Origin of the sequence: Sphaerisporangium aureirubrum (assembly GCF_042658925.1) — a bacterium.
GTDB lineage: Bacteria > Actinomycetota > Actinomycetes > Streptosporangiales > Streptosporangiaceae > Sphaerisporangium > Sphaerisporangium aureirubrum.
Map to the genome: position 1 here is coordinate 1 of NZ_JBHSRF010000131.1, position 14,038 is coordinate 14,038.

Annotated in this window: 9 protein-coding genes, 1 tRNA gene and 1 pseudogene; 7 read left to right on the plus strand and 4 right to left on the minus strand. The window is 72.6% G+C overall.

Going from position 1 to position 14,038, the window contains the following annotated elements:
* Window positions 1–334, plus strand: a pseudogene (locus ACFP1K_RS39595) (3-deoxy-7-phosphoheptulonate synthase); the annotation flags it as partial.
* 37 nt (window positions 335–371) lie between these two features.
* On the opposite strand, the gene thiI reads toward ACFP1K_RS39595, so the two are convergent.
* A complete protein-coding gene (gene thiI / locus ACFP1K_RS39600; protein ID WP_380763467.1) occupies window positions 372–1,589 on the minus strand; it encodes a tRNA uracil 4-sulfurtransferase ThiI in 1,218 nt (405 codons plus the stop codon).
* A gap of 280 nt (window positions 1,590–1,869) precedes the next feature.
* On the opposite strand from thiI, the gene ACFP1K_RS39605 reads away from it, so the two are divergent.
* Entirely contained in the window at window positions 1,870–2,724 is an 855-nt protein-coding gene (locus ACFP1K_RS39605; RefSeq protein WP_380763469.1) for an MHYT domain-containing protein, read from the plus strand.
* Window positions 2,725–2,779: 55 nt separating this feature from the next.
* Here ACFP1K_RS39605 and ACFP1K_RS39610 read toward each other — a convergent pair whose 3' ends face one another.
* Together ACFP1K_RS39610 and ACFP1K_RS39615 are read right to left on the minus strand one after the other, a co-directional pair.
* The gene (locus tag ACFP1K_RS39610) at window positions 2,780–3,805 is read right to left on the minus strand and encodes a 6-phosphofructokinase (protein WP_380763471.1); all 1,026 of its coding nucleotides are present in this window, start codon (window positions 3,803–3,805) and stop codon (window positions 2,780–2,782) included.
* A 161-nt stretch (window positions 3,806–3,966) separates the two neighbouring features.
* Complete coding sequence (locus ACFP1K_RS39615) at window positions 3,967–4,971, minus strand: lactonase family protein (protein WP_380763473.1); 1,005 nt, start codon at window positions 4,969–4,971, stop codon at window positions 3,967–3,969.
* Window positions 4,972–5,071: 100 nt separating this feature from the next.
* On the opposite strand from ACFP1K_RS39615, the gene ACFP1K_RS39620 reads away from it, so the two are divergent.
* Window positions 5,072–5,989, plus strand: a complete 918-nt coding sequence (locus ACFP1K_RS39620) for a bifunctional helix-turn-helix transcriptional regulator/GNAT family N-acetyltransferase (RefSeq protein ID WP_380763475.1) — start codon at window positions 5,072–5,074, stop codon at window positions 5,987–5,989.
* Window positions 5,990–6,088: 99 nt separating this feature from the next.
* Window positions 6,089–9,079 carry a P-loop NTPase fold protein gene (locus ACFP1K_RS39625; protein WP_380763477.1) on the plus strand — a complete coding sequence of 997 codons (2,991 nt, stop codon included), beginning with the start codon at window positions 6,089–6,091 and terminating at the stop codon, window positions 9,077–9,079.
* A 6-nt stretch (window positions 9,080–9,085) separates the two neighbouring features.
* Here ACFP1K_RS39625 and ACFP1K_RS39630 read toward each other — a convergent pair whose 3' ends face one another.
* A complete protein-coding gene (locus ACFP1K_RS39630; RefSeq protein WP_380763479.1) occupies window positions 9,086–9,553 on the minus strand; it encodes a Dps family protein in 468 nt (155 codons plus the stop codon).
* 116 nt (window positions 9,554–9,669) lie between these two features.
* Here ACFP1K_RS39630 and ACFP1K_RS39635 point away from each other — a divergent pair, with 116 nt between their 5' ends.
* The 3 genes from ACFP1K_RS39635 (at window position 9,670) to ACFP1K_RS39645 (ending at window position 13,431) form a co-directional block, all read left to right on the plus strand.
* Window positions 9,670–10,548 carry a helix-turn-helix domain-containing protein gene (locus ACFP1K_RS39635; protein ID WP_380763481.1) on the plus strand — a complete coding sequence of 293 codons (879 nt, stop codon included), beginning with the start codon at window positions 9,670–9,672 and terminating at the stop codon, window positions 10,546–10,548.
* Window positions 10,545–13,367 carry a VIT domain-containing protein gene (locus ACFP1K_RS39640; protein ID WP_380763483.1) on the plus strand — a complete coding sequence of 941 codons (2,823 nt, stop codon included), beginning with the start codon at window positions 10,545–10,547 and terminating at the stop codon, window positions 13,365–13,367. The genes ACFP1K_RS39635 and ACFP1K_RS39640 overlap by 4 nt, the downstream gene beginning before the upstream one ends.
* Window positions 13,358–13,431: transfer RNA gene (locus ACFP1K_RS39645), tRNA-Lys, on the plus strand. Before ACFP1K_RS39640 ends, ACFP1K_RS39645 begins: the two co-directional genes overlap by 10 nt.
* The last annotated feature ends 607 nt before the right edge of the window (window positions 13,432–14,038 follow it).

Below are 14,038 nucleotides of genomic sequence, written 5' to 3' on the forward strand. Positions count from 1 at the left end.
GTGCGAACGCGGCATCCGCACCTTCGAAACCGCCACCCGCAACACCCTCGACATCTCCGCCGTCCCCATCGTCCAACGCCTCTCCCACCTCCCCGTCGTCATCGACCCCTCCCACTCCGGCGGCCGGCGCGACCTCGTCCTGCCGCTGACGAGGGCGGGGGTGGCCGTAGGGGCGGACGGGGTGATCATCGACGTGCACCCGCATCCCGAGCAGGCGCTGTGCGACGGCCCGCAGGCCCTGGTGGACGGCGACCTGGAGGCGCTGGCGGGGATCATGCGGGACCTGCCGCCGCTGCTCGGCCGCGTGGCCGCCACGGCGCTCGTCCCGGCCTGACGCGGCGGCCGGGGCCTTCGCGGGGAGAGGCCCCGGTCTACCGGCGCTCGTCGAGCTTGTACTCCTGGATGGACTCGGCGAGCTGGACGGCCAGCTCTTCGGCGTCCAGCCGCTTCTCGATCTGCCGCAGGTCGGCGATCTTGGCACGGGTCTCCACCCGGCGCGGGGTGAGCAGGGTGCAGCAGTCCTCGTCGGGCAGCTCGGAGATCTCCAGGGTGCCGATGCGCCGGGCCTCGGCGATGATCTCGGACTTGTCCATGCCGATCAGCGGGCGCAGGATCGGCATGGCCACCGCGTCGTCCAGCGCGGTGATGTTCGTCAGGGTCTGCGAGGAGACCTGGCCGAGGGAGTCCCCGGTGACCAGCACGTCGCGGTGCAGCCGGTGGGCGACCTCCTCGGCGGTCTTGAGCATCAGGCGGCGCTGGGCGACCACCTGGAGCCGGTCGGCCCCCGAGGACTTCAGCGACTGCTGCGCCTTGCCGAACGGCACCACGAACAACCGGGCCCGGCCCTGGAACTTGCTCAGCGCCCGCACCAGGGCGTACGCCTTGTAGATGGACTCCGAGGTGGTGAACGGGATGCCGGAGAAGTGGAGGAAGTCGACCTGCAGGCCGCGGCGCAGCATGCGGTAGGCGGCCACGGGCGAGTCGATGCCGCCCGACATCAGCACCAGGCCGCGCCCGCTGGTGCCCACCGGCAGGCCGCCCTGGCCGGGCAGGCCGTCGGTGAAGACGAACACCTCGTCCCTGTCGACCTCGATGTGGACGGTCAGCTCGGGGTTCTTCAGGCGCACCGGCAGGCCGTACTTGTCGTTGATCTCGCCGCCGACCATGCGGTCGAGCTCGTTGGAGCGCAGCGGGAAGCGCTTGTCGCGGCGGCGGGAGCGCACCGCGAACGTGGCGCGGCGCTCGACCTCGGGGCGGCCGGCGACCAGTTCGAGCGCGGCGGCGGTGACGGCGTCGGGGTCCTTGGCGACCCGCCAGGCGCGGTGCACCCAGACGAGACCGATGACGTCGGTGAGGCGGCGCGCGACCGCGTCGGCGGCCTCGACAGTGGTGCCGTCGGGCAGGAGGATCGCGATGACGCCGTGCCGCTGGCGCAGGTCGAACCGCAGGTCGAACTCCTTCAGCGCGGCCCTGATGTTGTTCTGCAGGCGGCGCTCGAAGACCTCGCGGTTCTTGCCCTTGAGCACGACCTCGCCGAGCTTGAGCAGCACGCAGGGCTCGCCCAGGGCAGACGGCGGCACGACGGACATGGGGGCCTCCGGGCGGATGGGTTCGGGGTGGGGCTTGCGCCGGTCGGAGGGGCGTTCCGGCCAAGCATCCTTCAATTTATCCCGGATGGCGAGCGGTCCTACCCCTGCGGGGCCAGTTTCCGATCCGGAAGGGCTTCCGTTCTCTGACATTTTCGGTCAGGTCTTCTATCGGATAGCTCATCACCGAATACTTGCTGTCACAACCACGACGCGGGGCTATATATCCTGTCGTGTCCAGCTAACACGAACCTTGTTCGCGTTTTCCGCAAGGAGCGCACGCTTGTCGCACATCGACCATTTTTCGCACGGCGCCGTCATCCCGGTGCTGTCCTACGCCATGTCCGTCATCGGGTCGCTGCTCGGCCTGCTCCTCGCGTCCCGCGCCCGGGTGACCGAGGGCGCGGCGCGGGTCCGATGGCTGATCGCGGCGGCCCTGGCGATCGGTGGCACAGGCATCTGGGTGATGCACTTCATCGCGATCATAGGTTTCTCCGTACCGGGCACCCCGATCCGCTACGACGTCCCGCTCACCGTCATCTCGGCCGTCGTGGCGGTCGTGATCGTGGGCATCGGGCTGATGCTGGCCGCCCGCGGCGGTGAGCGACCGCTCCCGCTGGCCGGGGCCGGCCTGGTCACCGGGCTCGGCGTGGCCGCGATGCACTACATCGGCATGGCCGCGATGCGGCTGCCCGCCACCCTGCACTACGCCCCGGTGACCGTCACGGCCTCGGTGCTGATCGCCGTGATCGCCGCGACCGCGGCCCTGTGGTTCACCCTGCGGGTCGACGGCCCGCTCGCCACCACGGCCGCCGCCCTCATCATGGGCGTGGCGGTGTGCGGCATGCACTACACCGGCATGTTCTCCCTCAGCGCCACCCCGTGGCCGTCCGGCTCCACCGAGCCCCTCAGCGGCGCGCCCGCGCTGAGCTTCCTGCTGCCGCTGCTGATCGGGATCAGCCTGGTGACGCTGGGCCTGCTGCTCGTCGTCACGCTGATGCCCTCCCGGCGGGAGATCGAGAACGAGGCGTCGCTGCTGGCGTCCATCGAGCGGCGCCGCGCCGGGCTCGTGGACCCCGAGGTGGCCCGCACCACCCCGCCGTCGCTGTTCGACTCCTCCGGCCCCTCCCGCAGGTGACACGACGGCCCCGGCGGTGCCGCACCGCCGGGGCCGTCGAGAGGACACGCGAGGATCAGCCGAAGAAGACCTCGGCCTCCTCGTAGCGGGACGGCGGCACGGTCTTCAGCTCCGCGGTGGCCTCCTCCAGGCGGACCCGGACGATGTCGGTGCCGCGCAGCGCGACCATCTTGCCGTAGTCGCCGTCGTGCACGGCGTCGATGGCCTGCAGGCCGAAGCGGGTGGCGAGCACCCGGTCGTACGCGCTCGGGGTGCCGCCGCGCTGCACGTGGCCGAGCACGGTGGTGCGGGCCTCCTTGCCGGTGCGCTTCTCGATCTCCTGGGCCAGCCGCTCGCCGATGCCGCCGAGGCGGACGTGGCCGAACGCGTCCAGCTCACCGGTCTGCAGCTGCATCTGGCCCTCCAGCGGGTGCGCACCCTCGGCGACCACGATGATGGGCGAGTAACGGATCTTGAAGCGGCTCTCGACGTACTCGCAGACCTTGTCGATGTCGAACGGCTTCTCCGGGATGAGGATGACGTTGGCGCCGCCCGCCATGCCGGCGTGCAGGGCGATCCAGCCCGCGTGACGGCCCATGACCTCGCAGATCAGCGCGCGGTGGTGGGACTCGGCGGTGGTGTGCAGCCGGTCGATGGCCTCGGTCGCGATGTTGACGGCGGTGTCGAAGCCGAAGGTGTAGTCGGTGGCGTTGAGGTCGTTGTCGATGGTCTTCGGCACGCCGACGACGTTCACGTCCCGGTCGAACAGCTGCTTGGCCACCCCGAGGGTGTCCTCGCCGCCGATCGCGATGAGGGCGTCCACGTCGCCGTCGGCGAGGTTCTTCTTGATGCGGTCGACGCCGCCCTCGATCTTCATGGGGTTGGTGCGCGAGGATCCGAGGATCGTGCCGCCGCGGGGCAGGATGCCGCGCACGCTGGAGATCTCCAGCGGCATGGTGTCGCCCTCGAGGGGGCCGCGCCAGCCGTCGCGGAAGCCGACGAACTCGTGGCCGTAGACGCCGACGCCCTTGCGGACGACGGCTCGGATGACCGCGTTGAGGCCGGGGCAGTCTCCGCCCCCTGTCAGTACTCCGATACGCATGGCGGGGTTCCTCCCGATGTGGGGTCGCGGTCACACTATGGTGGGCATGGCTGTTGGCGGGCGCCGGAAAGAAGGCATTCCCCCCCTCAACCGGCGTGGCCGCCGAGTGGCATTGTGCCGCAGCCGCCAACATTGGTCTAGACCAGCATGTGAGAGACGAATCAGGCGGGTGCGGGAAGCACGCACGACGGGCTGCCGACCTCGAAGGCCGGGCCCGCCGGCCCCGGCACGCCGTCCCGCAGTGGGAGCGTGACGACGTTGTCGGACCGCTGGTTGGCGACGTACATGTGGTCGCCGGCGACCGTGAAGTGGCGCGGCCACAGTCCTCCGGAGCCTACCTCGGCCACCCGGGTGAGGCCGCCATCACCGTCGATCCCGAAGACCGCGACGGTGTCGGGGCCGCGGTTGGCGGCGTACAGGTGGCGGCCGTCCGGGGAGACCTCCAGATGGGAGATGAGGTTCGGGCCGGTGGACTCGGTGGCCGGGACCACCCCGCGCTCGTGCCACTCGGCGTCGTAGACCCTGATCGTGCCGTCCAGCTCGCCCCCGACGTACCAGTGGCCGTCGCGGCGGGCCATGTGGCGCGGGCCCATGCCGGGCGCCACGCTCACCGGGCCGCCGGGGTGGGGGACGGGCTCGGCGCCCATGGTGAAGCGGCGGACGCGGTCGGTGCCGAGGTCGGTCACGTACAGCGTGCGGCCGGGGCCGAACGTCGACTGGTGGGCGTGCGGGCCGGCCTGGCGGGCGGGGTCGGGGCCGTGGCCCTCGGCGGGGAACAGCCGGGGACGGCCGTCGAACAGGCCCGAGCTGCCGAGACGGAAGATCGCCACGGTGCCGTCGCCGTAGTTGGCCACCGACAGCCACGTGCCGGACGGGTCGACCGCCGCGTGGCAGGGGTAGGAGCCGCCGCTGGCGCCGTCGGCGAGCAGCGCGGGGCCCTCGGGGTCGGCGGAGTAGGCGGCCACGCCGCCCTCCTCGCTCTCCAGCACCGCGTACACCACGGGCAGGCGCGGGTGGAACGCCAGGAACGACGGGCCGGGGGCGGCGGTCTCGGCGAGGGTCTTCAGCGTCCCGCCGTCCTCGCGGACGACCGTCAGACCGGTGCCGCTTCCCCCGGTCTCCGGCGTGTAGCCGCCGATGTACAGCATGTCGTTCCCCGAAGTCATGTGATCAAGGATAGCCCCGGCCCGATCTTGGGCCTGTCCTCTGGATCCGCGCCTGCTTCTATATTTGACTTTGTCAACGGAATGGTTGATGGGAGCAAAGATGCAGGAGCTCATCAGTGGCGTCCGTTCGTTCAACCGCTTCTACACGCGGGTCATCGGCGTGCTCGGCGCCGGCATGCACGAGACCCCGTACTCCCTGACCGAGGCCAGGGTGCTGTTCGAGCTCTACCAGCGGGGCGAGATGGAGTCCGCCGAGGTGCGGCGGGCGCTCGGCCTGGACGCCGGGTACCTCAGCAGGATGCTGGCCGACTTCGAGTCCCGCGGGCTGGTCACCCGGGAACGCTCGGCCGCCGACGCCCGGCGGCAGGTGGTGCGGCTCACCGCCGACGGCCACGCGACGTGCAAGACGCTCGACGACTCCTCCGCCGCCGCCGTCCGCGACCTGCTGGCCCCGCTGACCGAAGAGGACCGCCGGCGCATGCTGGCGGCCATGACCACCGTCCGCGAGGTCCTGGAGCCCGCGCCGCGCGGCGTGCCGTACGTCATCCGGCCGCCCCGCCCCGGCGACCTCGGCTGGATCGTGCATCGCCACGGCGCGCTGTACGCCGAGGAGCACGGCTGGGACCACACCATGGAAGGCCTGATCGCCCGCATCGTCGCCGACTACACCGACGGCCACGACCCCCGGCGCGAGGCCTGCTGGATCGCGGAGGTCGACGGCCGTCCCGCCGGCTCCATCCTGTGCGTCCGCGGGCCCGACCCCCGCACGGCCCAGCTGCGCCTGCTCCTCGTCGAGCCCTCCGCCCGCGGCATGGGCATCGGCTCCCGCCTGGTGGAGGAATGCCTGACCTTCGCCCGCACCACCGGCCACACCCGGATCGTCCTGATGACGGTCTCCGCCCTGGACTCCGCGCGCCGCATCTACCAGCGGGCCGGCTTCCAGCTCGACGAGGAGCACCGGGACGTCCCCGCCTACGGCACCCACGTCGACGAGCAGTGGTGGTCGCGCGCGCTGTGACCCGCTGAGAGCGGGCAAATTACCGGCAAAGGCCCAGCCCGGCAGGGAGAGGGAGGGTTCCGGGCCTGGGAGCATCGGCAGTGCCTAGGGAGCACTCCGATGACCTCGATGATCGTTACCGCGCCGCCCGCCCCGGCCATCAGGAACCGCAAGGCCCTGGTCTTCCTCGACCGGGACGGCACCTCGGCCGACCGCCGGCTGGTGCACGCGCTCAACGCCGAGGGATACGCCGTGCGGACCGCCGAGTGCGGCGACGAGGAGCAGCGGCGGGTCGGCGCGTTCCTGGACGACGTCGAGCCAGGGGACCTGCTGCTGGTCCGGTGGTCCACCGAGTCGGGGTGGGGACGCAGGGAGTTCGGCGCGCTGATGGCCGAGTTCGCCCGGAGGGTCGAGCAGTCGGACGGCGCGGCGCTGCTGCTGGTCGTCGACTTCGGCTGGCTGGTCACGGTGGACGCGGGCCACCCGCACGAGACCGTCGGGCGCCTGCGGGTCAAGGGCGAGCCGGTGGCCGCCGCGGCGGCGCTCACCACCAGCGCCACCATGCCCGGCGAACGGCCGGGCCAGACCGTGTCCCTCACCGCGATCCTCGCCGACGGCATCCTGTCCGGCGCCGCCGACCTGGACCGGGACGGCACCGTCACGGTCGGCGACCTGTTCAGGTACGCCGAGGAGCGCTGCGCCGAGCTCGGCGCGGACCGCAGGCCGTACCTGCTGACGTACGGCGAGGGCGAGCTGATCGGCGTCGCCCACGCCCCCGGGCCCGCCCGGCACCTCGGCGCCGCGTTCGGCACCGCCCTGGCCCGCCTCGCCGTCACCGGCGACCCGGTCCCGCCGCTGTCCGCCACCGAGCTGGTGGCGCGCGTCTACGAGGTCCACCTCGGCGAGAACGCCCGCCGCCTGCTCCGCCGCGCCACCCTGCTGGACGACGACGAGCCCCTGACGCCGGACCTGGCGTACCTGCTCACCGAGGGCACCCCCCTCACCGGGCCGGACGGCGAGCCCTGGCCCGCCGAGACGGGGAAGGCCGCCGAGGTGGAGGAGGCCGTGGGCGAGCTGCTCGCCTGGGGCCTGCTCGGCGAGCGCACCCCGTTCGCCGACCCCGCCGTGCGGCACGCCGTCGCCGGGCGCCTCGAACCCGGCGAGCTGGCCCGCGTGTCCGCCGCTCTGCGCCGCCGCCGCGCCGCGCGCCGCGCCGTACGGCCGCGGGCGCGCCTCACCGGCGACCGGTGGACCATCAGGGACCGGCTCGGCCACCGCGTGCACGCCGAGGCGGCGGCCGCGTTCATCCGCCACCTCGACACCCGCCCGCCGCTGACGATCGGCGTGAAGGGCCCGTGGGGGGCGGGCAAGACCTCCCTGATGCGGATGATCCAGGACGTGCTGGACCCCGGGGCCGCCGAGGGCCGGCCCGCGCCGATCCACCTCAACCGGGACGACGCGACGCTGACCAACGCCGAGGTGCTCGCCCGGATGCGGGCGCCGAGAGAACGCCCGGACGACCACGCCGTCCCGGGGGCGCTGCCGCTGCGGGAGGGCGACTGGCGGCCGACCGTGTGGTTCAACCCGTGGATGTACCAGAACGGCGAGCAGGTGTGGGCCGGGCTGGCGCACGAGATCATCGGCCAGGTCACCGACCGGCTGCCCCGGGGGGAGCGCGAGCGGTTCTGGCTGGCGCTCAACCTGGCGCGGATCGACCGCGAGACCGTGCGCCGCCGGGCGTACCGGCTGGCGCTGACCCGGCTGCTGCCGGTGGCGCTCGCGCTGTGCGGCACGCTGCTGCTCACCGTGGCGTCCCTGGCCGCGGCGACGCTGGTGCCGTCCACGGGCTCCCTGCTGCGCGGCGCCGCGGCGGCCGTCGGGGCGGGCGGCACGCTGGTCGCGGTGCTGGCGGCGGCCGTACGGCTCGCCCGGTTCCTCGGCGAGTCGGCCGACACCGCGTTCGGCGGCCTGGTGAGCAGGCCTGACGTGCTCACCCCCTCCCCCGAGCTGGTCGGCGGCCTGACGCCCGACCCCGGATACGGGGTCAGGACCGGGTTCCTGCATCTGGTGCAGACCGACATGCGGCACGTGCTCGGCATGGTGGCCAGCGCGGAACGGCCCCTGGTGGTCTTCGTGGACGACCTGGACCGCTGCTCGCCCGGGACGGTGGCCCAGGTCATCGAGGCGGTCAACCTGTTCCTGGCCGGGGAGTTCCCCGACTGCGTGTTCGTGCTGGCGATGGACCCGGAGGTCGTGGCGGCGCACGTGGAGATGGCCTACGGGGACCTGGCCCGCAGCCTGCCGCCCGGCACGCTGGAGCAGTCGGGCCTCGGCTGGCGGTTCCTGGAGAAGATCGTGCAGCTGCCGCTCAGCGTGCCCCTGCTGGACGACGGCGACCGGCTGCCGTCCTACCTGCGGGCCCTCCTCGGCGTCCGGGCCCCCGCGGACCGGCGCGCCGCGTCCGGCGGCGAGACCGTGGTGGAGGACGCGGCGGGCAAGGAGGTGGTCGACCTGCTGGAGGCGGAGATCAGGGCGCTGCGGCCGTCCGCCGACGACCTCGACGCGGTGGCCCGGCGGGTCGAGGCGGGCCGGGAACCCGGCGCGGAGGGGACGCGGATCGGCGGGTTGTCGGCGGCCACGCGGCTGGCGGCGGACCGGGTCTACGACGATCTCTACAGTGACGAGAACGCGTACGCGGCCATCCGCCGTGTGCTGCCGGTGCTCAGCCTCACCAACCCGCGGGAGCTGAAGCGGTACGTGAACGTGTTCCGCTTCTACTGCTTCGTCACCTATCGGCGCGCCCTCGCGGGCGCGCCCCGGGCGTCCGACGACGAGGTCGCCAAGCTGGCCCTGCTGACCATCCGGTGGCCGCACCTGCTGTCGCTGTTCACCCGGGACCTCGGCGACCTCGCCCGGGCCGAGGGCGGCGGCCCCACCGTGCTGGACTCGCTGGAACGCGCGGCCCCCGCCGCCGACGCCGACTGGACCCGGGCGCTCACCGCGGCCGGGCTCGCGGGCGCCGGCGGCGAGACCGTCACCCGCTGGGACGCCCTGCGCGCCCTCCTCGCGGCCCGGCCCTCGATCGCGCCGCTCGCCCGCGATCTGTTGTGAGGCGGGTCAGCTCTGCGCCTGGATCATCCAGTGCTGCTTCTCCAGCTCCTGGGTGGCCGAGATGAGCAGGTCCTGGCTGACCGGGTCTGCCTCCTCGGTGGCGGTGACGCGCTCGCGCATCCGCTTGACCATGGCGCCGAGGACGTCGGTGAACATCGCCACCATCTTGGCGTCCTCCAGGTAGCCGAGCTCCGGCTGCTGGATCACCGTCTCCCTGGCGACGGTCGCCGCCCGGCCGTCCGGGTTGAGGCCCAGGGCGACGGCGCGCTCGGCCACCTCGTCGGCGTTGTTGCGGGCGATGGAGACGATGTCGTCGAGCTGTAGGTGAAGGGACCGGAAGTTGCGGCCGACCAGGTTCCAGTGGGCCTGCTTGCCGACGAGCGCGAGGTCCAGCAGGTCCGTGAGCGCCCCCTGCAGCGCCTCACCGGTGACCTTCAGGTTGTCGCCCGACAGCGGGCTGGTGATATGGGCCATGAGGTTGTCTCCCTCTGAGCATGGGTTGGTGCTCTCTTCCTTGCTCCTTCAGCCCTAACCGCTCGCCCCGCCGCTAAACGTTGACACTGTAATAGTTGCAGTGTCATCATGGAGGCATGAGTGACACCTGGACGATCGGTGAGCTGGCGGAGCGAGCGGCGGACGCCCTCGGCCCCGCCTCCCCACGCGCCAACGGCCGGGTCCGCGACGTCCCCAACGAGCGCCTCATCCGCTGGTACACCACGATCGGCCTGGTCGACCCGCCCCTGACCCGCCGCGGCCGGGTCGCCCTCTACGGCAGGCGTCACCTCCTCCAGCTGGTGGCCGTCAAACGCCGCCAGGCCGAAGGCCTCTCCATAGCCGCCATCCAGACCGAACTCACCGGCGCCCCCGACGCCGTCCTCGAATCCCTCGCCCGCCTCCCCTCACCCACCCCCGAGGCCCCCGCGCCCGGTCCCACTCCCCCGCCGGCCGCCGAGCCCCGTCCCGCTCCCCCGCCGGCCGCCGCGGAACCTCTCGCTCCGGTCCCGGACGCCTTCGAGTCGCCCGTCTCGCCGCTGGAGCCGCTGATCTCTCCCACCGCGGCCAATCCCGTGCCAGGGCGGGAGCCCCTCCTGTTCGACCCGCGCTCCACGCCCGACCTCACCCGTCCGCGCTTCTGGACGGAGCGGCCCGCCACCTTCTCCCCCGCCATGCCGGAGAGCCGTCCGGACGGCGGTCACGGCACACCCGATCTCGGCCCCCCAGGTGGCGGGGTACTCGTCCACGGGGTACGGCTCGCACAGGGGGTGACGCTGATGCTGGACGGGCGGACACCGAGCCTGGACGACATCGCGGCGATCAGGCGTGCGGCGGGACCACTCCTCGCCGTGCTCAACGAACGACACCTCACGGCCGAGCCCGCCGAAGCGGTCCCCGCCGCCGGCGGCGGGGCCCCCGGGGCCCTCCCGCCTGACGACATGATCGCCGGAAATTCCGAAGGGATGCAGAGATGAGTGTTCGGATCGCCCCGTTGAAGCCCGGCGAGTACACCCCGCTGCCCGACGCGGGGCTCGGCGCGCTGCGCACCGGGAAGGGCAACCTGCCGCTGGAGAGCGTCGAGGTGAACGCCCATGTCACCGGCCTCACCTGCGGCGTCGAGATGTCCCAGGGGTTCCGCAACCCGCACGACGTGCCGCTGGAGGCGACGTACGTCTTCCCGCTGCCCGACCGTGCGGCGGTGACCGCCTTCCGCATGGAGGCCGACGACCGGGTGATCGAGGGCACGCTGAAGGAACGCGGCGAGGCCCGGCGCGACTACGACGAGGCCGTGGCCCAGGGCAAGCGCGCCGCCATCGCCGAAGAGGAGCGCCCGGACGTCTTCACCATCCGGGTCGGCAACATCGTTCCCGGCGAGCGCGTCACCGTCCACCTGACCCTCAGCCAGCCGCTCCCCTACGAGGACGGCGCCGCGACCTTCCGCTTCCCCCTGGTCGTCGCCCCCCGCTACATCCCCGGCGAGCCCCTGGACGGCGACTCCGCCGGTGACGGCGTCGCCCCCGACACCGACGCCGTCCCCGACGCCTCCCGCATCACCCCTCCGGTCCTGCTCCCCGGCTTCCCCAACCCCGTCGACCTAGCCCTGGCCGTGCACATCGACCCCGCCGGCCTCGACCTGCGCGAGCTGCGCTCCAGCCTCCACACCGTCACCGAGGAGAACGGCGTAATCCGCCTCACCCCCGGCGAACGCCTGAACCGCGACTTCCTCCTCCGCCTGGACTTCACCACCTCCACCTCCCTGAACCTGATCCCCGACACCCCCCTCCCCAGCCAGAAGCCCCACACAGAGAACACCACCGGCACCCCAGCCGACACCGAGAACCCGCACAGCACCGCAAGCCGAACCACCACCGAGAGCCCATCCGGCACCCCAGCAGGCGCCGCCCCCGCGGCCGAGACCACGCGCCCCTCCACCACCACGCCTTCGCCTGACGGCACGGCCCAGCCCGGCACCGCAAGCCCGTCCCAGGCCGGGAACCCAGTCGGCGCCGCGAGCCCGTCCGGGACCGCGAACCCGTCCGGGACCGCGAACCCGTCCGGCACCCCGGACCCGTCCAGGGCCGCGAGCCCGTCTGGGGTCGGGACCTCGGCCGGGGCCGGGACCTCGGCTGACGGTGACGGTACCTTCGCGCTTACCGTGCTGCCGCCCGTGGTGGACGGCGGTGCCGCGCGGCGGCCGCGGGATGTCGCGCTGTTGCTGGATCGCTCGGGGAGCATGACCGGGTGGAAGATCATCGCGGCGCGGCGGGCCGCCGCGCGCATCGTGGACACGCTCACCTCCGAGGACCGGTTCGCGGTGTTGTCGTTCGATTCGGTGGTGGAGCGCCCGCAGGATCTCGGCGCCGGTCTCGCCCCCGCCACCGACCGCAACCGGTTCCGCGCGGTCGAGCATCTGTCCCGCCTGGAGGCACGGGGTGGCACCGAGATGCTGAACCCCATGGAACAGGGGCTCGCCCTGCTGGACGACCCCGAGCGGGACCGCGTCCTGGTCCTGGTCACCGACGGGCAGGTGGGCAACGAGGACCAGATCCTGGAGCGGCTCGGCGCGCGGCTGGCGGCCGTCCGGGTCCACACGGTGGGCATCGACCGCGCCGTCAACGCGGGCTTCCTCGGCAGGCTGGCCGGCCTAGGGTCGGGCCGCTGCGAGCTGGTGGAGTCCGAGGACCGCCTGGACGAGGCCATGGAGCACATCCACCGCCGCATCGGCTCCCCCCTGGTGACCGGCCTCACCCTGAAGGCCGACGGCCTGGACGTCGTCCCCGGCTCCGTCACCCACCTCGGCTCCCTCTACCCGGGCGTCCCCCTCCGTGTCTGGGGCCGCTTCCGCGGCCCGGCCCACGGCACCATCACCGTCCACGGCCTGGACACCACCGGCCGCCCCTGGGACCACCGGCTCACCGGAGCCCCGATGACCGACGACAAGCAGGCTCCGAGCGGAGTCGCCGCGGGCGCCGTGCGGGCGATCTGGGCGCGGGCCCATCTGCGGAAGCTGGAGGACCGGTACGCCGCCGGGGAGCACGGGCTGGAGCAGGAGATCGTCGGGGCCTCGTTGCGCCACGGGGTGTTGTGCCGGTTCACCGCGTTCGTGGCGGTGGACACCCGGGTCGTGGCCACCGAGGGCGGGCCGACGCATCGCGTCATCCAGCCAGTGGAGATGCCCAGCGGCTGGGACATGCCCGTCACCGCCGCACCCATGATGGCCGCCGCTCCGGTCGCGCACACCACCGCCGCGCCGTCGTTCTTCAGCGCCGCCCCGAAGTACGCCGCCGGCGACCAGGAGATGGTCGGCGGCGTCCTAGGCGCCAGCCCCGCACCTCCACTGAGCGCCACCCCCGCACCCCCTCTGGGCGGCGCCCGCCCCGGCGCGTCCCCCCGAGGCCGCTTCGGTGTGGCCAAGCGCCTCGCCCAGCCCGCCCGCGGCCTGATCCGCCACTCCCCTGAGACCATCCGCCCGCAACTGGCCGAAGAACTGACCCGTCTCCGCTCCCCCCACCCCATGTCCCCCTCCGACCGCCTCACCTACCTGGCCGACCTAGGCAGCCGCCTGATGGCCCTGGCCACCCACCTGGGCGACAACGGCCCCCTGACGGCCCTGGCCCGCGACCTGATGGCCTGCGAAACCCCAACCCCGCACACCGACGCGGAAGCCCTATGGCAACGCGCCCTGACCGTCCTGTCCACCCTCACCGGCACCCCCCTCACAACCACCCCCGGCGCCCCAGGTGAACCAGGCACCCCGAACTACCGGTATTCTGGATACCGCACGCGCCGCTAGCTCAGTTGGTTAGAGCAGCTGACTCTTAATCAGCGGGTCCGGGGTTCGAGTCCCTGGCGGCGCACCCAGCAGTACACCGGTGACCTGGGCATTCTCCACAATGTGGAGGGTGCCCAGTGGTGTTTTGGTGCCTGTGTGTGCTCGTTGTGGGCTCTTTGGTCGAGGGTGGGTCGCTGCCATGATCGTTGATCATTCGTAGTCGGTTACGGTCGGTAGTTATCGCTGGTCCAGATGCGATTGCCTGTCGTCTTTGGTCGCGTCGGTGCCGGGCGAGGTGTGGGGCCCGAAAACCCCGATTTGGGTTGTGACCTGCGGTGTTCTCGCACGATCAGGATTTTTCATCTGGCAGGATCGCGGCCCGTGTTGGTCTGGTTGCTCTACCTGTCGCTCATCCGGGTTGGCCAGTTCCTGCTGCTGCGGCTACGCACGGACGCGGGTAGGGACGTCGAGATCATCGTCCTACGTCATCAGCTTGCCGTCCTGCGTTGCCAGGCCGGTCCAATGCGCCCGGGCGCCGGCGGACCGGGCGCTGCTGGCGGTGCTGTCCCGACTGCTGCCCCGGATCCGATGGCAGGCGTTCGTGGTCACTGCGGCCACGCTCTTACGCTGGCACCGCGATATGGTGCGGCGAAAGTGGGGTTATCCGCGGCGCCGGCCCGGCCGTCCGCCGA